The 18,428-nt window shown below is 73.3% G+C and carries 17 protein-coding genes and 1 pseudogene; 12 read left to right on the top strand and 6 right to left on the bottom strand.

Annotated features, from left to right (window positions below; translation table 11 throughout):
- Position 1: 1 nt before the first annotated feature.
- Positions 2-1,120, bottom strand: coding sequence for a Vms1/Ankzf1 family peptidyl-tRNA hydrolase (locus ACH5AC_RS35510; protein ID WP_398866442.1), 1,119 nt, complete (start codon positions 1,118-1,120; stop codon positions 2-4).
- Between the two features lie 56 nt (positions 1,121-1,176).
- Between ACH5AC_RS35510 and ACH5AC_RS35505 the strand changes: the two genes are divergently transcribed.
- Positions 1,177-1,503 carry a DUF6158 family protein gene (locus ACH5AC_RS35505; RefSeq protein WP_398866441.1) on the top strand — a complete coding sequence of 109 codons (327 nt, stop codon included), beginning with the start codon at positions 1,177-1,179 and terminating at the stop codon, positions 1,501-1,503.
- 91 nt (positions 1,504-1,594) lie between these two features.
- On the opposite strand, the gene ACH5AC_RS35500 is transcribed toward ACH5AC_RS35505, so the two are convergent.
- The gene (locus ACH5AC_RS35500; protein ID WP_398866440.1) at positions 1,595-2,137 is read right to left on the bottom strand and encodes a type 1 glutamine amidotransferase domain-containing protein; all 543 of its coding nucleotides are present in this window, start codon (positions 2,135-2,137) and stop codon (positions 1,595-1,597) included.
- 66 nt (positions 2,138-2,203) lie between these two features.
- Complete coding sequence (locus ACH5AC_RS35495; protein ID WP_398866439.1) at positions 2,204-2,578, bottom strand: DUF2795 domain-containing protein; 375 nt, start codon at positions 2,576-2,578, stop codon at positions 2,204-2,206.
- Positions 2,579-2,745: 167 nt separating this feature from the next.
- On the opposite strand from ACH5AC_RS35495, the gene ACH5AC_RS35490 reads away from it, so the two are divergent.
- Positions 2,746-5,121, top strand: coding sequence for an ATP-binding cassette domain-containing protein (locus tag ACH5AC_RS35490; RefSeq protein WP_398866438.1), 2,376 nt, complete (start codon positions 2,746-2,748; stop codon positions 5,119-5,121).
- Positions 5,122-5,142: 21 nt separating this feature from the next.
- Here the strand turns inward: ACH5AC_RS35490 and ACH5AC_RS35485 are convergent, their stop codons facing one another.
- The gene (locus ACH5AC_RS35485) at positions 5,143-6,939 is read right to left on the bottom strand and encodes a thiamine pyrophosphate-requiring protein (protein WP_398866437.1); all 1,797 of its coding nucleotides are present in this window, start codon (positions 6,937-6,939) and stop codon (positions 5,143-5,145) included.
- Positions 6,940-7,191: 252 nt separating this feature from the next.
- On the opposite strand from ACH5AC_RS35485, the gene ACH5AC_RS35480 reads away from it, so the two are divergent.
- The 6 genes from ACH5AC_RS35480 (at position 7,192) to ACH5AC_RS35455 (ending at position 13,460) form a co-directional block, all read left to right on the top strand.
- Positions 7,192-8,070 carry an RNA polymerase sigma factor SigF gene (locus ACH5AC_RS35480; protein ID WP_398866435.1) on the top strand — a complete coding sequence of 293 codons (879 nt, stop codon included), beginning with the start codon at positions 7,192-7,194 and terminating at the stop codon, positions 8,068-8,070.
- 111 nt (positions 8,071-8,181) lie between these two features.
- Positions 8,182-9,018: a hypothetical protein gene (locus ACH5AC_RS35475; protein WP_398866434.1), complete on the top strand. Its 837-nt coding sequence runs from the start codon at positions 8,182-8,184 to the stop codon at positions 9,016-9,018.
- 224 nt (positions 9,019-9,242) lie between these two features.
- Positions 9,243-10,508, top strand: a complete 1,266-nt coding sequence (locus tag ACH5AC_RS35470) for an aminotransferase class I/II-fold pyridoxal phosphate-dependent enzyme (protein WP_398866483.1) — start codon at positions 9,243-9,245, stop codon at positions 10,506-10,508.
- Positions 10,505-11,602 (top strand): MBL fold metallo-hydrolase, encoded by a 1,098-nt coding sequence (locus ACH5AC_RS35465; RefSeq protein ID WP_398866433.1) that lies wholly within the window; start codon positions 10,505-10,507, stop codon positions 11,600-11,602. The genes ACH5AC_RS35470 and ACH5AC_RS35465 overlap by 4 nt, the downstream gene beginning before the upstream one ends.
- Positions 11,603-11,643: 41 nt before the next feature.
- Complete coding sequence (locus tag ACH5AC_RS35460) at positions 11,644-12,501, top strand: hypothetical protein (protein WP_398866432.1); 858 nt, start codon at positions 11,644-11,646, stop codon at positions 12,499-12,501.
- Positions 12,501-13,460: a hypothetical protein gene (locus ACH5AC_RS35455; protein WP_398866431.1), complete on the top strand. Its 960-nt coding sequence runs from the start codon at positions 12,501-12,503 to the stop codon at positions 13,458-13,460. The genes ACH5AC_RS35460 and ACH5AC_RS35455 overlap by 1 nt, the downstream gene beginning before the upstream one ends.
- A 19-nt stretch (positions 13,461-13,479) precedes the next feature.
- Here ACH5AC_RS35455 and ACH5AC_RS35450 read toward each other — a convergent pair whose 3' ends face one another.
- Together ACH5AC_RS35450 and ACH5AC_RS35445 are read right to left on the bottom strand one after the other, a co-directional pair.
- A complete protein-coding gene (locus tag ACH5AC_RS35450) occupies positions 13,480-14,112 on the bottom strand; it encodes a DedA family protein (protein WP_398866430.1) in 633 nt (210 codons plus the stop codon).
- Positions 14,109-14,882, bottom strand: a complete 774-nt coding sequence (locus ACH5AC_RS35445; protein WP_398866428.1) for an MBL fold metallo-hydrolase — start codon at positions 14,880-14,882, stop codon at positions 14,109-14,111. Before ACH5AC_RS35445 ends, ACH5AC_RS35450 begins: the two co-directional genes overlap by 4 nt.
- An 84-nt stretch (positions 14,883-14,966) precedes the next feature.
- Between ACH5AC_RS35445 and ACH5AC_RS35440 the strand changes: the two genes are divergently transcribed.
- The 4 genes and pseudogenes from ACH5AC_RS35440 (at position 14,967) to ACH5AC_RS35425 (ending at position 18,342) form a co-directional block, all read left to right on the top strand.
- Positions 14,967-15,368, top strand: coding sequence for a hypothetical protein (locus tag ACH5AC_RS35440; protein ID WP_398866427.1), 402 nt, complete (start codon positions 14,967-14,969; stop codon positions 15,366-15,368).
- 115 nt (positions 15,369-15,483) lie between these two features.
- Positions 15,484-17,574 (top strand): phage holin family protein, encoded by a 2,091-nt coding sequence (locus ACH5AC_RS35435; RefSeq protein WP_398866426.1) that lies wholly within the window; start codon positions 15,484-15,486, stop codon positions 17,572-17,574.
- A 31-nt stretch (positions 17,575-17,605) separates the two neighbouring features.
- Positions 17,606-17,862, top strand: a pseudogene (locus ACH5AC_RS35430) (hypothetical protein); the annotation flags it as partial.
- A 51-nt stretch (positions 17,863-17,913) separates the two neighbouring features.
- The gene (locus ACH5AC_RS35425; protein ID WP_398866425.1) at positions 17,914-18,342 is read left to right on the top strand and encodes an OsmC family protein; all 429 of its coding nucleotides are present in this window, start codon (positions 17,914-17,916) and stop codon (positions 18,340-18,342) included.
- The last annotated feature ends 86 nt before the right edge of the window (positions 18,343-18,428 follow it).

Genomic DNA, 18,428 nt, shown 5'->3' with positions numbered 1-18,428 from the left:
GTCACTTCCAGCGCAGCAGCGCGCCGAGGCCGCCCGCCGGGGTGTCCTCGCCCGCGTCCGGCAGGGCCGGGGCCACCGAGATCGCCGGTGCGTTGGTCTCGACGGCCGCGCGGATCAGAGCGTCGTCCGCGCGGGCCGACCAGGCGTTCTGCTCGCCGAGCGCCTTCAGCTCCGTACGGCGCACCGCCAACTGGTCGGGCTCGTCGCCGATCCACACCTCGCGGTGGGTGTCGGGCCCGTCCAGCCGGATCAGCAGCTCGTCGATCCGGTGCTCCCGGGCTGCCTCGACCAGTGCGGGCACGCCCTCCACCGCGCTCGTCCGGCCCTCGCCGTCCGGGGTGCGGGCCGCCAGGAACCGCTCCAGGTCCTCCTGCGCCCGCAGCCGCACATGCTCGGCCCGCGCCCGCCGCACCTCCTCGTCCAGCAGCCGGCTCCCGGTGCCGTGCTCGGCCTCCACCACCCGGTCGTGCAGCCGCTGCGGCAGCCGCTCGTGCACGGCCCGGCGCTCCCGGTCGTCACCCACCAGGATCAGCAGGTCGGCCTGGGTCTCCTCCTGGCAGACGGCGAGCGCGTCGGCGATCTCCGCCGCGTTGTGCTCCCAGGTGTTCTCCACCCTCAGCTGGAAGTGCCGCTCCGACCAGTCGACCGTGCTGGTGCGGTGCACCGGCCACTGCCGGCCCTCCACTCCGCCGATCTCACGGCCCTCGACCCCGCTGCGCAGCTCGAAGTCCGCGCCCTTGCGGTCGACGTACGCCACCACGCACACCGGGTCCTCGCCGGCCAGCTCCAGCAGCGGCGCCACATGCGGCAGCGGCGCCCAGTGGGCGGTCGTACCGCCCGGAGGACGGCGGGCCAGCGGCGGGTCGAGCACGATCTCACCGGCCCGCGCGAACAGGGCGCGGCCGTGCGGGTCGGTGGCGTGCCGCATGCCGTGCACGGCCTCCCGTACGGCCGTGCAGGTCGCCTCGTCCGCCCCTTGCGCGGACAGGTCCCGGGCCACCGCCACCGCCATCAGCTCGCGCGCGTGCGGCGTGTCCTCGGCATGCTGGGAGAGGTCGACGTACACCGAGGCCCAAGGGCCGGAATGTTCGTACAGTGGATGCAGAAAAGCGAGGTCCATGGCGCCCTCCCGGATGCCGCTCGGGGTAGTGCTCCCGCAGCGGGTACCCGAACGGCATGGACGAACACGACGAGCGGGGCAACACCATGACCGGAGTCGACCCGGGCCGGCTGGACGACCAGCAGCTCATGAAGGAGCTGGAGACCATCCACCGCACGCGCCACGACACCCTGCTGTACGGCTCGAACGACGCGCTGCGGGCCCACAACGAGCGCATGGCCCAACTGGAGGGCGAGTATCTGCGGCGCAACCCACGCCGCTTCGTCGCCCCGGGCCGCACCCGCGAGGGCGCCCGGGAGCGGGCCGCCGCGGACGGCAGCGCCCGCATGGAGCCGAAGGCCGGCACTCCCGTGGGCAAGTGGGGCGTGCCCGGCGGGACGTGAGCCGGGCACGCGTGGGGCGCGTACGGCTCTGAGCGGCCGTACGCGCCCGCGCTTCTCCGAGGTTTTCGGGTGGCCTGTGCGGCGAGGGTCGTCAGGCGGCCTGCTCGGCGAACACCTCCAGGAACGTCTCGCAGAACGCCTTCAGGTCGTCCGGCCTGCGGCTGGTGATCAGCTGGTTCGGGCCGTGGTCGCAGACCCGCACCTGCTCGTCGACCCAGGTGCCGCCAGCGTTGCGGATGTCCGTGCGCAGACTGGGCCACGAGGTCAGCACCCGGCCCCGTACGACGTCGGCCTCGACCAGCGTCCACGGGGCGTGACAGATCGCCGCGACCGGGCGGCCCCGCTCGAAGAAGTCCCGTACGAACGCGACGGCCCGCTCGTCGGTGCGCAGGAAGTCAGGATTGGCGACCCCACCGGGCAGCACCAGCCCGCCGAAGGACTCCGCGGACGCCTCGCCCACGACCTCGTCCACCGCGAACGTGTCCGCCTTGTCGAGGTGGTGGAACGCCCGGATCCGGCCCGGCTTCGTCGACACGAGCACGGGCTCGTGGCCCGCGTCCGCCGCGGCCTGCCAGGGATCGGTGAGTTCCACCTGCTCCACGCCCTGGGGCGCGGTCAGAAAAGCGATGCGCATGATGATTCCCTCTGGACGTCCGCTCGGTTGCTCCTGTCCGTGCTCCCCCGGCGGCCCGGCCCTGCCTCAGCCGCGTTCCCGTATCAGCGCCTCGGCCACCTCCCGGGCGTTCGTCCACCGGGTCTTCGCGGGCAGCGCCCGCACCGCCTCGACCAGGGGGTCCGGCGCGTTGTGCCGGCGCAGATCGCCGACCAGCGCGTTCGTCTCGGCCGGGAAGGCGCCCCGGCCCAGGGTCCGCGCCAGCTCCAGACGGATCGTGTCCGCCGACGCGGCCGCCGGTGCCACCGGTCCGCCCCAGATCTCCGGGTCGTCGTCGGCGGCGGGCTCCGGATCGTGCCACTCCTCGGACCGCGTGGGGTGCCCGGACCTGAGCAGCCCCTTCAGCTCGTGCTTCATCTCGTCGTCCCGGTGCACGTTCAGCCGGTCACTGCCTCGCTGCATGTCTCCCTCCAGAGGTCGGGGGACCCATCGCGTACCCGGCCAGCGCAAGCCGACACGGCCTTCGCCCGGGTTTGCCGGAGCGTCGGCCCGGCATCCGATCAAAATCGGACTGGCATTCGATCCAAAACGAGCAGCGGCGCCGGACGGCCCCGCCTAGCCTGGCCGTCATGGGCATCAGCAATCACGCGTCGCACCCCGCCGACAGTCACGATCTGATCCGCGTCCACGGGGCGCGGGAGAACAACCTCAAGGACGTCAGCATCGAGATCCCGAAGCGCCGGCTGACCGTGTTCACCGGCGTCTCCGGCTCGGGCAAGAGCTCGCTGGTCTTCGACACCATCGCCGCCGAGTCGCAGCGGCTGATCAACGAGACGTACAGCGCCTTCGTCCAGGGCTTCATGCCGACCCTGGCGCGGCCCGAGGTCGACGTCCTGGACGGGCTGACCACCGCGATCACCGTCGACCAGCAGCGCATGGGCGCCGACCCGCGCTCCACGGTCGGCACCGCCACCGACGCCAACGCGATGCTGCGCATCCTCTTCAGCCGGCTCGGCGAGCCGCACATCGGCCCGCCCGGCGCCTACTCCTTCAACGTGGCCTCGGTGAGTGCCAGCGGCGGCATCAAGGTCGACCGGGGCGCCGAGAAATCGAAGACCGAGAAGGTGACCTTCACCCGCACCGGCGGCATGTGCACACACTGCGAGGGCCGGGGCACGGTCTCCGACATCGACCTCGCCCAGCTCTTCGACGACTCCAGATCGCTCTCCGAGGACCCCTTCACCATCCCCGGCTACACCGGCGACGGCTGGGTGGTGCGGGTCATCGCCGAGTCGGGCTTCTTCGACCGGGACAAGCCGATCCGCGAGTACACCAAGAAGGAGCGCCACGACTTCCTGTACCGCGAGCCCACCAAGGTCAAGATCAACGGGATCAACCTGACCTACGAAGGGCTGATCCCCAAGCTCCAGAAGTCGATGCTCGCCAAGGACCGGGAGGCGATGCAGCCGCACATCCGGGCGTTCGTGGACCGGGCGGTCACCTTCACCCGGTGTCCCGAGTGCGACGGCACCCGGCTCAGCGAGCAGGCCCGGTCCTCGAAGATCGAGGGGATCAGCATCGCCGACGCCTGCGCGATGCAGATCAGCGACCTGGCCGAGTGGGTGCGCGGGCTCCACGAGCCGTCGGTGGCGCCGCTGCTGGCCGCCCTGCGGCACAGCCTCGACTCGTTCGTGGAGATCGGCCTCGGCTATCTCTCCCTCGACCGGCCGGCGGGCACCCTGTCCGGCGGTGAGGCACAGCGCGTCAAGATGATCCGCCACCTCGGCTCCTCGCTCACCGACGTCACCTACGTCTTCGACGAGCCCACCACGGGCCTGCACCCGCACGACATCCAGCGCATGAACAACCTGCTGCTGCGCCTGCGGGACAAGGGCAACACGGTGCTGGTCGTGGAGCACAAGCCCGAGGTGATCGCGATCGCCGACCACATCGTCGACCTCGGCCCCGGCGCCGGCACGGCGGGCGGCACCGTCTGCTTCGAGGGCACCGTCGACGGGCTGCGCGACAGCGGCACCATCACCGGCCGCCACTTCGACGACCGGGCCGCCCTCAAGGACACGGTCCGCAAGCCCACCGGCACGCTGGAGATCCGCGGCGCAGGCACGCACAACCTGCGTGACGTCGACGTCGACATCCCGCTCGGCGTGCTCTGCGTCGTCACCGGCGTCGCAGGCTCCGGCAAGAGCTCGCTGCTGCACGGGTCGATCCCGGCCGACGCCGGCGTGGTCTCCGTCGACCAGAGTCCGATCCGCGGCTCCCGGCGCAGCAACCCGGCGACGTACACCGGGCTCCTCGACCCGATCCGCAAGGCGTTCGCCAAGGCCAACGGGGTCAAACCGGCCCTGTTCAGCGCCAACTCCGAGGGCGCCTGCCCCACCTGCAACGGCGCCGGCGTGATCTACACCGACCTGGGCATCATGGCCGGCACCGCCACCACCTGCGAGGAGTGCGAGGGCAAGCGCTTCCAGGCATCGGTGCTGGAGTACCGCTTCGGCGGCCGCGACATCAGCGAGGTGCTGGCGATGTCCGTCGAGGAGGCCGAGGAGTTCTTCGGCGCCGGCGAGGCGCGCACCCCGGCCGCCCACCGGATCCTGGAGCGGATGGCGGACGTCGGCCTCGGCTACCTCAGCCTCGGCCAGCCGCTCACGACCCTGTCCGGCGGCGAGCGGCAGCGGCTGAAGCTGGCCACGCACATGGGCGACAGGGGCGGGATCTACGTCCTCGACGAGCCGACCACCGGCCTCCACCTCGCCGACGTCGAGCACCTGCTCGGCCTGCTGGACCGGCTCGTCGACGCCGGCAAGTCGGTCATCGTCATCGAGCACCACCAGGCGGTCATGGCACACGCCGACTGGATCATCGACCTCGGCCCCGGCGCCGGCCACGACGGCGGCCGCATCGTCTTCGAGGGCACCCCCACCGACCTCGTCGCCGCCCGCTCCACCCTCACCGGCGAGCACCTGGCGACGTACGTCGGCGCCTGAGGGACGTACCTGCGGGGCGGGTCACTTCTTGTCCCGCCCCGGCAGGAACTCCTGCATCTTCGCCTTCAGCCCCCGCTTCACCACCGAGCCGCGCTCCGCGTCGCCCTTGAGCAGGGACGCGGCCGTCGCCTCCATCTGCTCCCAGGTGGCGTGCGGCGGGATCGGCGGCACCGACGGATCGGTCAGGAACTCCACCACCGCCGGCCCGTCCGCCGCCAGCGCGGTACGCCAGCCCGCCTCCACGTCCTCCGGCTTCTCCACCCGTACGCCGGTCAGGCCGAGCGACCGCGCGAACCCCGCGTACTGCACGTCCGGGATCTCCTGCGACGGCAGGAAGGACGGCGCGCCGCCCATGGCCCGCAGCTCCCAGGTCACCTGGTTGAGGTCATGGTTGTTCCACACGGCCACCACCAGCCGCGGATCCGACCACTGATCGGCGTACTTCGCGGCCGTGATCAGCTCCGCCAGCCCGTTCATCTGCATCGCCCCGTCGCCCACCAGCGCGATCGCCGGCCGGTCCGGGTGGGCGAACTTCGCGCCGATCGCGTACGGCACCCCGCAGCCCATCGTCGCCAGCGTCCCGGACAGCGACGCCCGCATACCGGGCCTGAGGTGCAGATGCCGGGCGTACCAGTTCGCCACCGAACCCGAGTCCGAGGTGACGATCGCGTCCTCGGGCAGCAGCGGGTCCAGGGCACTGGCCACGTACTCGGGGTTGATCGGGTCGGCAGACAGGCCCGCCCGGCGCTCCATCACCTCACGCCAGCGCGCCACGTTGTCGCACACCGTCTCGAACCACCGGCGGTCGCGCCCCTCGTCCTCGATCATCGGGATCAGCCGCCGCAGCGTCTCACGCGCGTCACCGACCAGATTGACCTCGTACGGATAGCGCATCCCCACCATGTGCGGGTCGATGTCGATCTGCACCCCGCGCGCGGTGCCGAAGTCCGGCATGAACTGCGTGTAGGGGAAGGACGACCCGATCGTCAGCAGGGTGTCGCAGTCCCGCATCAGCTCGTACGACGGCCGCGTGCCCAGCAGCCCGATCGCGCCCGTGACATACGGGAGTTCGTCGCTCAGCACGTCCTTGCCGAGCAGCGCCTTGGCCACCCCCGCGCCCAGCAGAGCGGCGATCCGCTCCACCTCCGCGCGCGCCCCGGACGCGCCCTGGCCGACCAGGATCGCCACCTTCTCCCCGGAGTTGAGGATGTCCGCGGCCCGCCGCAGCGACTCCTCGGAGGGAATCGCCGTCCACGCGCTGCGGTCCAGGCTGGAGGGCACCATCTTGAACTCGTGCGTGGGCGGCGCGTAGTCCAGCTCCTGCACATCGGCCGGGATGATGACGGCGGTCGGGCAGCGGCGCGCGTACGCGGTGCGGATCGCCCGGTCCAGCACGTTCGGCAGTTGTTCCGGCACCGTCACCGTCTCCACGAAGTCGGACGCGACGTCCTTGAAGAGGGTGTGCAGGTCGACCTCCTGCTGGTAGGAGCCGCCCATCGCGGTGCGGGCCGTCTGACCGACCACCGCGAGCACCGGCACATGGTCGAGCTTCGCGTCGTACAGACCGTTGAGGAGATGGATCGCGCCGGGCCCCGAGGTCGCCGCGCACACTCCGAGACGGCCGCTGAACTTGGCGTAGCCGACCGCCTCGAACGCGGACATCTCCTCATGCCGCGACTGTACGAACCGCGGCCGGTCCTCGGCGCGGCCCCATGCGGCGAGCAGACCGTTGATGCCGTCACCGGGGTAGCCGAAGACATCCGTCACCCCCCACTCGCGCAGTCGCTCCAGGACATGGTCGGCGACCTTGGTGCTCATGTGTGACCTCCCCGGTCAGGGCTCAGGACGTGGTCGGCACCGGGACGAGTCACCCCGGCGGGCAGGCGGAAACCTGCGCGGGTGTTTCACGGCGGGGACCGGGGGCAGGCGGTGAGAACCAGTGCTTCGGACCGGAGGCACGTCCGTGGGAGACCGCGCACCGCGGCCCTTCGGCATCCGCGTCCGGCCGCTCCCGCGCTCCCCACGGTGACCGTCCAACCCAGAGCACGTCCGAGGGAGTTGCGACGCACCATGCGAGACAGCATGCGAGGCACCACGCTCGGCAGCACCACGCGCGGCAAACGCGGCACCACACGCGGTGCCACGCGCGGCGTCACGCGAAACGGAGCGAGCGCGCAGCACCACCCCCATGACGACGCCCCTGACACCGAGGCCGCCTTCCGCGGGCTCGCCGCGCTGCCGCCGGGTCCCGAGCGCGATCGTCTGCGCGCCGAGATCGTCGAGGCATGGCTGCCGATGGCCGACCGGCTGGCGGGCCGCTTCCGCAGCCGGGGCGAGAGCTACGAGGACCTGCGCCAGGTCGCGGCGCTTGGGCTCGTCAAGGCCGTCGACCGCTACGACCCCGAGCGCGGCAACGCGTTCGAGAGCTATGCCGTCCCCACCGTCACCGGGGAGATCAAACGGCACTTCCGCGACCACATGTGGACCCTGCACGTGCCGCGCCGGGTCCAGGACCTGCGCAACCGTGTGCGCTTCGCCTGCCAGGACCTCTCCCGCGGAGTGTCCGGACAGCGGCCGAGTGTCGCGGAGATCGCCGAGCACGCGCACATGAGCGAGGAGGACGTGCTGGTCGGGCTGGAGGCGCTGGAGAGTTTCACCGCGCTGTCCCTGGACGCGGAGCTGCCCGGGAGCGAGGACGGGTACTCGCTCGGCGACGCGCTGGGCTCGCTCGATCCGGCGCTCGACACGGTGGTGGACCGCGAGGCGGTGAAGCCGCGGCTCGCGGCGCTGCCGGAGCGGGAGCGCGCGATTCTGTACATGCGGTTCTTCGGGGACATGACGCAGAGTCGGATCGCCGAGCAACTGGGGATCTCGCAGATGCACGTGTCCCGCTTGATCAGCCGGTGCTGCAGCCAGTTGAGGGAGCAGGTCCTCAAGGACGCGACCTAGGTTTCACCCGGTTGGACCTGTGAGTGACGCCAATGGGGGGTCCACGCGCGCGTGTCCACCCGGTGCGGGCTCTGATGAGGGTGTACGACCCCCGGCTGAAGGAGCAGCCCCATGCGCCGCACCGTCCGTGTTCTGGCCGTCTCCGTGCTCGGCGGTGCCGTACTGGGTGTCGCCCCGGTCGCGTACGCGGAGCCGGCCGTGGAGGTGAGTCCGGCGAGTGTGGAGCCCGGAGGCAGTGTCACGGTGTCCGTCAGCTGCGATCCCCTGGGCGGACCGGCGCCGAAGACGATGGACGCGACCTCGCAGGCGTTCGCGGAGGACACCGTGGAGTTGCAGAAGGTGTCAGCGAACGACGACGAGCTGTCCGGGCCCGCCTACCGGGGCACCGCGCGGATCGCGGACGCGGCGGCCTTCGCCGATGTCGACGGGACGGGGCCCGACTCCGCGTGGACCGTCGACGGGACCTGCCCGGTGCCGCCCGGCGGACAGGGGCAGCCGTGGAGCGCCACCTTCGACGTGACCAGGACGGGGCCGAGCCACGGCCCGAGCCACCGCCCGGCACATGTCTCGGACCCGAGCCACCGCCCGGACCAGCTGTCGGGGGACCCCCTTCCGGACCATCTCCCGGACGCCGCTCCGGACCATCTCCCGGACGCCGTCCCGGACCATCTCCCGGACGCCGCTCCGGACCACCGCCCGGACCCCGTCCTGGACCACCTCCCGGACCATCTCGCGAGCCGCAGTCCGTGTCCGTCGCCCCATGGCAGCCCGCCGCCGCGGCCGTCGTCCTGCGGTGGGGCGGTCGTCCAGCGCGGGGTGCGGGCGGGGGAGGGCGGCGCCTTCACCGACTCCGTGCCCGCGCTGGTCGCCGGGGGCGCGCTGATCGCGGGCGCCCTGGGGGCCGCCGTGCACCGGCTGTGGCGCCGCGGCACCATGCCGGGTGCCTGAGGTCCCCGCCGGGCTCCCTCAGGGCCGTACGAGGCCCAGCGGGCGCCCTCAGGGCCGTACGACCGAGCGGGCGGCCATGGGAAGGGGCCGCGCTGGGTACTCACAGCCCGAGGGCACGACCGGCCCCGTGCGGGATGTCCCGCCTCACCCGTCCCCGGCGGCGGGAGTGCGGCCGCTCGGCGACGGTACGGGACACCAGGCGGACGGACTGCGCGGAGGACCAGATGCGGCGGACGGCACCCGAGGACCACGGGCCCGTCCGGTACGGGCCGCCGCTGCCCGTGGACGGCCTGCCCGTGCTGCCCGAGGTCGCCGAGGTGCTCGCCCGGGCGGCGGTCCGCGCCGACGCCGAACCGGTCGGGGGCGGCGAGGTCCTGCTGGAAGCGGCCCACGGGTACTGGGAGCGGCGGGGCGTCACGGCCGCCGCCGACCGCCTCGCCGCCGGGCCCGGCGCCCCCTCCCTGCTGCTCGCCCTGACCGCCGCGCTCGGCGGCGACGTCCTGGTGCCGCGGCCCTGTGCCGCCTGGTGGGCGCCGTACGCGCGCCTGCTGGGCCGACCGGTGTTCCATGTGGCGACGCCCGCCGAGTGCGGCGGGGTCCCCGATCCGTACGCCCTGCTGGAGACCGTCCGCCGGGTGCGTGAGGAGGGTGGTGACCCGCGGCTGCTGGTGCTGTCCGTCGCCGACGACCCCACCGCCACCGTCGCCCCGCCCGAGGTGCTGCACGAGGCCGTGGAGGCCGCCACCGGCGCGGGGCTGCACCTGGTCAGCGACGAGACCTGGCGCGACACCCTGCACGACCCGCACGACACCGTGCCGCTCAGCCCCGCCGAGATGCTGCCCGACCGGGTCACCGTCGTCACCGACCTCGCCGGCGCGCTGCTGCCGGCGGGCTGGCCCGCCGCCGTCGCCCGCTTCCCCGCCGGCCCGGACGGCGACGGTCTGCACGCGCGCGTACTGGACGTCCTCACCGCGCTCGGCGCGCGCGTCGGCGCCCCCGTCGCCGCGGCCGCCGCGTACACCCTCGGCGAGCCCGAACCGGTCACCGCGCGCGTGGCCGCCACCGTACGCCTGCACGCGCGTGTGGCCGCCGCCGCGCACGGCGCCGTCGTCGCCGCGGGTGCCCTGGCCCGGCCGCCGCGCGCGGGCCGCCACCTGTACGCCGACCTCGCCCCGCTGCGCACCGCGCTGTCCGCGCACGGGGTGGGCGACGCGCAGGAGCTGGAGGACTTCCTCACCGCCCGGCTCGGTCTGCCCGCGCCCGGCGGCCACCGCTTCGGCGACGACCTCGGCGCGCTGCGGGTGCGCCTGTCCACCGGTCCGCTGCTCGGCGTCACGGACGACGAGCGCACGGAATGCCTCACGTCACCCAGTCCGTTGGAACTGCCGCACCTGCACCGTGCGTTGATCCATCTGAGGTCGGTCTTCGACGATCTCCGCGACGACGCCGATCTCCGTGACGACGCTCAGCGATGGGAGCCTCCTCGATGACGCAGCAGTCCGAGACGACCACCACCGAGAGTGTGCCCACCGAGACCGTGACCACCGAGGGCGCGCCCACGGCGCTCGTGGCCGCCCCCATGAGCCCCGGCGCCACCCCCGGCGCGCCCCCGTACCCGCCGCTCGCCGAGCCCCGCCCGCTGGGGGAGCGGCGGGTGTGGCCGCGGGCCTTCCACGACCGGCTGACCTCCCCCCTGCCCGGCCTCAAGGCCCTGGCCCGCTTCGCCCGCGAGGGTTGCGTACGGCCCGGCCGGGAGGGCCTCGCCGACATCCCGCTGCTGCCCTACGAGCCCGCTCCGCTGCCCCGCGTCGACGCCCGCACCGTCGCCGTCACCTGGGCCGGGCACGCCAGTTGGGTGGTGCGCGTCGGTGGCCTGACCGTGCTGACCGACCCGGTCTGGTCCCGCCGCATCCTCGGCACGCCCGCCCGCATCACGCCCGTCGGCGTGCCCTGGGGGGACCTGCCGCACATCGACGCCGTCGTCATCAGCCACAACCACTACGACCACCTGGACGACCCCACGCTGCGCCGGCTCCCGCGCGACACACCGGTACTGGTGCCGGCCGGGCTCGGGCCGTGGTTCCGGCGCCGCCGCTTCACCTGTGTCACCGAGCTCGACTGGTGGGAGGCGGCCGAGGTGTCCGGTGTGCGCTTCGACTTCGTGCCCGCCCACCACTGGTCCAAGCGCACCCTCACCGACACCTGCCGCAGCCTGTGGGGCGGCTGGGTGTGCACCGCCCCCGACGGACAGCGCGTGTACTTCGCCGGCGACACCGGCTACGGCCACTGGTTCGGCCGCATCGGACGGCGCTATCCCGGCATCGACCTCGCCCTGCTGCCCATCGGCGCCTACGACCCGCGCTGGTGGCTCAGCGACGTCCACTGCGACCCCGAGGAGGCCGTCCGCGCCGTCCAGGACCTCGGCGCCCGCCGGATGGCCCCCATGCACTGGGGCACCTTCGTCCTCTCCGCCGAGCCGGTCCTGGAGCCGCTGACCCGGGTACGGATCGCCTGGGAGAAGGCGGGACGGGCGCGGGAGGACCTGTGGGATCTGCCGATCGGCGGCTCCCGGATCCTGGAGTAACTCCGCAGGAAAAGGGCAAACAGTGATCTTATTCTCCGACTATGGCACCTTCGCGCCCCGGCACCCGCCCGCTCGTCCTGGCCGTCGTCCTCGGCCTCGTGGCGGTGCTGGGGGTCGTATGGCTCGTCCGAACCGCGACCATCGACGGCGAGAACACCTCGGGCGAGAAGTCGACCAGCTCCGCGGAGGCCACGGACGGCTCCGATCCCACCGGCGGTGACACGCCGGAGGACGGCGGAAGGGACGGGTCCGCGTCGGCCGGGCAGACCAAGGCCACCGCCGGCAGCGGCACGCCGAGCGACGGCGGCAGAACGGACGGAGGCCGGCGATCCATCCAAGTGAACGGCGTGCGTCTGGACGGCGCCCGCAACGACCCGGGCTGTCTGACCGTCATCAACAAGACGGCCACAGCCGGAACCATCGAGAACGTCTCCTTCGTTGTGGTCGGCGGACCGGCCAGGCCGGCGGTCAGCTCGGACAATGCCGCGCACTGCGACAAGACCGGCGACCCTCCGTGCCGAGGCGTCCGGCTGGTGGAGGGCGGCCAGTGCCTCGCGGGGGCCGTCCTTGCGGCCAACGCCCCGCAGGGCACCTACACGGTCGAGGCGGTGGTCCACTACAGCTATCTGTGCGACAACACCGAGAACGCGCCGTGCACCAGGGAGGAGATCCCCGACTGGGGCGGTCCGCCCCCCACGCCCCAGTCGCCGGTGCTGGTCCGTGGCACCAGCTCCACCAACGTCCCCCGCCTGACGATGGTGGTCGGCGACACGGACGACGACACCTCTGAGGAGGACTCCCCGACCCCGTCCGAGACCACCACATCCACTCCCTCCCCGCAGGACACTCCGCCCACCTCCCCCGAGGAGGACCCGCTCGACGACCTGGAGCTGGACTGATGGCCGAGGCGGAGCCGCCGCCCCCGCCGCCCAACACCGCTCGGCCGACGCCGGAGCCCGAACCGGAGCCGGAGTCCACCGCGGACCGGCAGCCTGTCGCCGCCCGCGTCCGCCGGCTCGCGGAGGCACTCGGCCCGACGACGCTGGCGACCGCGCTGCTGATCTACTTCGGCTACGTCGCCACGCGCGCGCGGTACGACTACTTCGGCGTCCCCCTGGACATGACCGGCCTGTCCAACCAGGACCTCATGCTGCAGGGGCTGGAAGTGGTCTACGTACCGGCGGCCCTGATGTTCCTGGGCATCCTCACGGCCGTCGGCATCCACGCGCTCATCCAGTGGCTGCTGTCCCGCGACCCGCGCAGCGGCACCCCCGCCGCCAGCCCGCTCCTGCCGTACCTCATCGTCCTCGTCGGCGTCCTGCTGATCGCCAGGGCGCTCATCGGCATGTTCCTCCAGGGCCCCGGCACCAGCGTGGTCATCGGCGCCACCCCGCTGGCCCTGGCCTCCGGCCCCGCCGCGGTGGCGTACGGGATCTGGGCGTACGGACGACAGCGCGGACGTCCGCTGCTGACCCGGCGCCTGGCGAGGAACGGTGTGCTGTCCGCGCTGGGACTGGCCGTCGCCGGACTGTTCTGGGCGTCCACGCAGCTGGCCTGGGCCTACGGCATCGGCCGGGGCGAGGAGGACGCGGCCGACCTGGTGGACCGCCCCGAGGTCGTCGTCGACACCAAGGAGCCCCTGGAGGGACTGCCCACGGGAGTGACCGCGACCCGCCTCGACACGGCGGGGGAGGGAGCGCGGACGTACCGCCACCGCTATGAGGGGTTCCGGCTGCTGCTGGCGGCAGGCGGCCGGCTGTTCCTGGTCACGCCGGACTGGGAGCCCGGCCGCGACCGGACGGTCGTACTGCCCTACGGCAACGACATCCGCGTACAGCTGACACCCCGGCAGCCCTGAGCCCTCGGCGCCGCGCGCGTCAGGATCCGGCGGCGCCGGATCCCCGCAGCCGCCGCCACACCCCCGGCGCCGCGCTGATCAGCAGCGTCAGGACGACCGCCGCCACCACGCCCTCCCAGGGCTCCGGGAACAGCGAGCCGCCCAGGATCCCGATCAGCTGGTACGTCACCGCCCAGGCCAGGCAGGCCGGCAGGTTGCCGCGCACGAAGCGGCGCAGCGGCCAGTGCGCCATCAGACAGGCCAGCATCACCGGGATCCGGCCGGCCGGCATCAGCCGGGACAGCACCAGCACCGCCACCCCGTGCTCGCCGAGCTTCTCCTGCGCCCGGGCCAGCCGGTCCTGCGGGGCCCGCGCCCGGAGTGCCGCCAGCCACCGCGAACCGTTCCTCGACCCCATGCCGCGCTGCCCCAGCCAGTACAGCGTCGCGTCGCCGAGGAACGCTGCCAGCGACGCCGTCGCGAACACCAGCGCCAGCGCGAACGGCGCCGTCTGATGGAACGCCACCACCGCCGCCGAACTCACCAGCGCGCCCGTCGGCACCACCGGCACCAGTGCCCCGATCAGCACCAGCAGGAACAGCGACGGATAGCCGATCGCCTGCTGGGTGGACTCCGGCGGCACCGTCGTGGCCGTGGCGGCCCACGCGCTCATCGGGTCACCTCCGGGCGCACGCTCTCGCCGTGCCCGAGCCGGTGCACCGTCACCTCGGGGGCCAGCGCGGCGGCGTGCCGGACGAACTCCTCGCCGGGCGCGTGGAACTCGTGCGGCCGCACCGCGTCCATGCCGATCGGCCAGTACGTGCCGTAGTGCACCGGCACCGCGCTGCGCGGCGCCAGGCGGGCCAGCGCCTGCGCCGCCCGCACCGCGTCCAGGTGCCCTTCGCCCAGGTACGGCCCCCAGCCGCCCACCGGCAGCAGCGCCACGTCGACCGGGCCGACGTCCTTCGCCATCGTCTCGAACAGGCCGGTGTCCCCGGCGAAGTAGGTGCGCGCGTCACCCTCGACGACATACCCGAGCGCGGGGGAGCGATGCGGGCCGAACGGCAGCCGCCGCCCGTCGTGCCGCGCGGGCACCGCCCGGATCGTGAGATCGCCGACCACCGTCTCGTCCCCCGGCGCCACCTCCGTCATCCGCAGGTGCGCCAGACGCCTCAGGCCCGGCACGGCGCGCGGTGCGCCCCGGGGCACCAGCAGGCGCGTGCCCGGCGCAAGGCGCGTCAGCGACGGCACATGGAGGTGGTCGGCGTGCAGATGCGAGACCAGCGCCACGTCCGCGCGCCAGGCCGGGGGCGGGGGGAGCGCGCCCCGGCGTCGACGCAGATGCGCGAGCCGGCGAGCGAACAGGGGATCGGTGAGCACGCGTACGTCCGAGTCCTCGACCGTGCAGGTGGCATGACCCCACCAGGTGACCTCCACCGGCACCTCTTTGCCTCCTTCGCGCGACTCCCCCGAAGCCTACGGGCAGGAGTAGGGTCGGCGGCGAAACCCGGAGGTGAGGGGGACGCCATGGGACCGGTCCGCGTCACGGCGATCGCGAGTCTGACGCCGCTTCAGGAGCTGGACGCCGATCCCTTCCTGGTGGACTCCCGCACCCAGCACGCGATGTGCGCGCGCTGGGCCGAGGAGCGCGGCTATGTCGTCGTACGGGAGCTGCTGGTGCGCGGGCTGCGGGCCGACCACTGCGTGCTGTGGGACGGGGTCCGGCCGGGCGCCGACCTGTTCGTCGCGCCCAGCCGGCGGGTGCTCGAGAGCGCCCTGTCGTCGGTGGACGAGTTCGCGGCGGAGTGCGCCCGGCGCGGGGTGCGGGTGGAGACGGTGGGATGCGCGGAGCCGTCGTACGACGCGCAGATGAAGGCCCGGGTGCACCGGAGGCTGTCGATGCCGACGGCCGGCTACGACGGGCGGTAGGGGGGCGCGTGGTGGTGGAGGAAATGCGCCGGGAGTGCGGACGGCCGGTGTGACAGGCTGGGGGTGACACAGGCCCCACGGGCGGCGGCGGGGCCGGGACGTGAGGTGGCTGGGAGTGCTCTCAGGGCGTTGGCGGCGGGTCGTGTCCCAGGTCGGGCGGAGTGTCACCGTGTGGGCGGTGTCCACGGTCACCATGCTCGTGCTCGCGGGCATCCTGCCGGACTTCCGGCTGCAGTCCGCCGACGGTGACAGCGCCACCACCATCGCCGTCACCGCCGCGATCGGCGCCGGGGTGTTCGGTGTGCTGTCGGCCGCCGTCTGGCCGCTGCTCGTACGGTTCCTGCTGCTCGTGCCGGCGCTGGTGCTCGGGCTGCTGGTGTTCTTCCTCAACGGCTCGCTGCTGCTGGTCGCGCTGCGGCTGACACCCTCGGGGCAGAGCGAGGCGGCGCCCGAGACCGCGGTGATCGTCGCCGCCGTGATGTCCGCCGTCGCCTCCGCGACCGGCGGTGCGCTCGCCGTGCGCGACGACGACGCCTACCGGCGCCGCCTCTACCGCCTCGCCGACCGCCGCCGCGGCAGTGCGCCGCCGTGCCCCTCCTCGCCCGGCACCGTCTTCCTGCAGTTCGACGGCGTCGGCCACGACGTGCTGCTCACGGCCGTCGGCAAGGGCCTGCTGCCGACCGTCGCCCGCTGGCTGGGCCACGACGAGAGCCACGGTGCGGGCCACACCCCTTCTCACCGGCTCACTCCCTGGCGTACCGACTGGTCCAGCCAGACCGGCGCCAGCCAGCTCGGGATCCTGCACGGCTCCAACCACGACATCCCCGCCTTCCGCTGGTACGAGAAGGACCGCGGCGAGGTGATGGTGTGCAATCGACCCACGAACGCCGCCGAACTGCAACGCCGCGCCATACTGCATACAGGCGACAGTGGACTGCTCGCCGTCGACGGCGCCAGCCGCGGCAATCTCTTCGGCGGCGGCGCCGACGAACAGGCCCTGGTGCTGTCCGTCGCGATCAACCGCCGCGGCCGCGAGAACCGCTCCCGAGCCGGCTACTTCGCCTACTTCTCCGATCCGGCCAACGCCGTGCGCACCGCCCTGTCCTTCGTCGCCGAGGCCGCCCGCGAGATCGGCCAGTCCACCCGCGCCCGGCTGCGCAAACAGCGCCCGCGCGTCGCCCGCGGCGGCCTCTACCCCTTCATACGGGCCTTCGCGACCGTCGTCGAACGGGACGTCGTCGTGGCCGCCGTCATGGGCGACATGCTCGCCGGCCGCACCGCCGTCTACGCCGACCTCGTCGCCTACGACGAGGTCGCCCACCACTCCGGGCCGCTCAGCGGGGACGCCGAGAAGGTCCTCGCCCGCCTCGACCGGGCCCTGGCGCTGATCGAGAAGGTCGCCGAGCACGCCCCCCGCCCCTACCGCATCGTCGTCCTGTCCGACCACGGCCAGAGCCCCGGCGAGACCTTCCGCGCCCGCTACGGCCTCAGCCTCGGCGACCTGGTGCGGGCCGGCTGCGGCCTGCCCGTCCCCCGCCGCGCCCGGCGCACCCGCAGCGGCGCCGAGGCCCGGGCCGCCGTACGCGCCGCGCTGCGCCGCCCCGTCGAGGAGGGCGGCGAGCCGCAACGTCCCGCCCGGCGCCGCTCCGAGCCGATCGTGCTGGCCTCCGGCAACCTCGGCCTGGTCTCCTTCCCGGACGTGCCGCACCGTATGACCAAGGAGGAGATCGACGCCCGCCACCCCGGCCTGCTCACCACCCTCGCCAACCACCCGGGCATCGGCTTCCTGCTGGTGGGCAGCGAAGAGCACGGCGGCGTCGTACTCGGCGCGTACGGCGCGGAGATCCCCGTCGACGAGCTGAAGGACTGTGTGGGCCCGCTCGCTCCCTTCGGTCCGGGCGCGGCCGACGCCGTGCGCCGCACCCACTCCTTCCCGCACACCGCCGACATCATGGTCAACTCCTTCCACGACCCGGCCGACGGCGAGGTCCTCGCCTTCGAGGAGCAGATCGGCTCCCACGGCGGCCTCGGCGGCGCCCAGGCCCGGCCGTTCCTGCTGTCGCCGCGCGCCCTGTCCCTGCCCGTGGCCGACGGGCAGGACCTGGCCGGCGCCGAGCACGTCCACCGCGTGCTGCGCCGCTGGCTGGACGAGGCGAGCGGGCCCCAAGTGCCGCTGGACGTCGAGCCGGAGGAACGGGCGGCCTGAGGAGAAGGGAGTCCCTGCCGTGCAGGCGCGGGACGCCCGACTGGCCGGCTGGTTCGACGAGTTCGTGCCCCGCCCCGAGCCCGTACGGTCGTACGCCCGCCCCTCCGGCCGCCAGGCCGCCACCGACCGCGTCCTGCTCGGCAAGGCGCTGGGCGCCATCGCCTCGTACGCCGAGGCCCGGGCCGTGCGAAGTCCTGCGGGTGCTTGCGGTGTGAGCACGCGGATCTGATTCCGCGGGGTGCCCGGCTGCCGTTCACCACCCGTGGTCCGGTGTTCCGCGTACGGTGAGCCGGAATGTGATCGGATGGGGTCACGCAAGCCGATGCGAAAGGATCACACGTGGCTACCACACGCTCCGCACACACCGTCTGGGAAGGCGACCTGCTCAAGGGCAACGGCGTCGTCACCTTCGACTCCTCCGGGGCCATCGGTGAGCAGCCGGTGACCTGGGCCTCCCGCGCCGAGGAGGCGAACGGGAAGACCAGCCCCGAGGAGCTGATCGCGGCCGCCCACTCCAGCTGCTTCTCCATGGCCTTCTCCAACATGCTGGCCAAGGCGGGCACCCCGCCCACCAAGCTGATCACCTCGGCCGATGTGACGTTCCAGCCGGGCGAGGGCATCACCGGCATCCACCTCACCGTCGAGGGCACGGTCCCCGGCATGGAAGAGGACAAGTTCCTGGCCGTCGCCGAGGAGGCCAAGACCGGCTGCCCGGTCAGCCAGGCGCTGAAGGCCGTACCGATCACGCTGTCGGCGAAGCTGTCCTGAGGCCGGCGGGGGGGGGGGGGGGGGCCCCCCGGGGGGGCCCCCCCCCCCCCCCCCCCCCCGCCCCCCCAAAACCCCCCCCCCCAACT

Source organism: Streptomyces sp. NPDC018693, from assembly GCF_044391385.1.
Classification (GTDB): Bacteria; Actinomycetota; Actinomycetes; order Streptomycetales; family Streptomycetaceae; genus Streptomyces.
This window is presented reverse-complemented; position numbering and strand designations above follow the sequence as displayed.

What these genes read in the sequence shown, in the direction of transcription:
- ACH5AC_RS35510 (WP_398866442.1), bottom strand. Translation starts at nt 1,120, where the DNA reads ATGGACCTCGCTTTTCTGCATCCACTGTACGAACATTCCGGCCCTTGG.
- ACH5AC_RS35505 (WP_398866441.1), top strand. Translation starts at nt 1,177, where the DNA reads ATGGACGAACACGACGAGCGGGGCAACACCATGACCGGAGTCGACCCG.
- ACH5AC_RS35500 (WP_398866440.1), bottom strand. Translation starts at nt 2,137, where the DNA reads ATGCGCATCGCTTTTCTGACCGCGCCCCAGGGCGTGGAGCAGGTGGAA.
- ACH5AC_RS35495 (WP_398866439.1), bottom strand. Translation starts at nt 2,578, where the DNA reads ATGCAGCGAGGCAGTGACCGGCTGAACGTGCACCGGGACGACGAGATG.
- ACH5AC_RS35490 (WP_398866438.1), top strand. Translation starts at nt 2,746, where the DNA reads ATGGGCATCAGCAATCACGCGTCGCACCCCGCCGACAGTCACGATCTG.
- ACH5AC_RS35485 (WP_398866437.1), bottom strand. Translation starts at nt 6,939, where the DNA reads ATGAGCACCAAGGTCGCCGACCATGTCCTGGAGCGACTGCGCGAGTGG.
- ACH5AC_RS35480 (WP_398866435.1), top strand. Translation starts at nt 7,192, where the DNA reads ATGCGAGACAGCATGCGAGGCACCACGCTCGGCAGCACCACGCGCGGC.
- ACH5AC_RS35475 (WP_398866434.1), top strand. Translation starts at nt 8,182, where the DNA reads ATGCGCCGCACCGTCCGTGTTCTGGCCGTCTCCGTGCTCGGCGGTGCC.
- ACH5AC_RS35470 (WP_398866483.1), top strand. Translation starts at nt 9,243, where the DNA reads ATGCGGCGGACGGCACCCGAGGACCACGGGCCCGTCCGGTACGGGCCG.
- ACH5AC_RS35465 (WP_398866433.1), top strand. Translation starts at nt 10,505, where the DNA reads ATGACGCAGCAGTCCGAGACGACCACCACCGAGAGTGTGCCCACCGAG.
- ACH5AC_RS35460 (WP_398866432.1), top strand. Translation starts at nt 11,644, where the DNA reads ATGGCACCTTCGCGCCCCGGCACCCGCCCGCTCGTCCTGGCCGTCGTC.
- ACH5AC_RS35455 (WP_398866431.1), top strand. Translation starts at nt 12,501, where the DNA reads ATGGCCGAGGCGGAGCCGCCGCCCCCGCCGCCCAACACCGCTCGGCCG.
- ACH5AC_RS35450 (WP_398866430.1), bottom strand. Translation starts at nt 14,112, where the DNA reads ATGAGCGCGTGGGCCGCCACGGCCACGACGGTGCCGCCGGAGTCCACC.
- ACH5AC_RS35440 (WP_398866427.1), top strand. Translation starts at nt 14,967, where the DNA reads ATGGGACCGGTCCGCGTCACGGCGATCGCGAGTCTGACGCCGCTTCAG.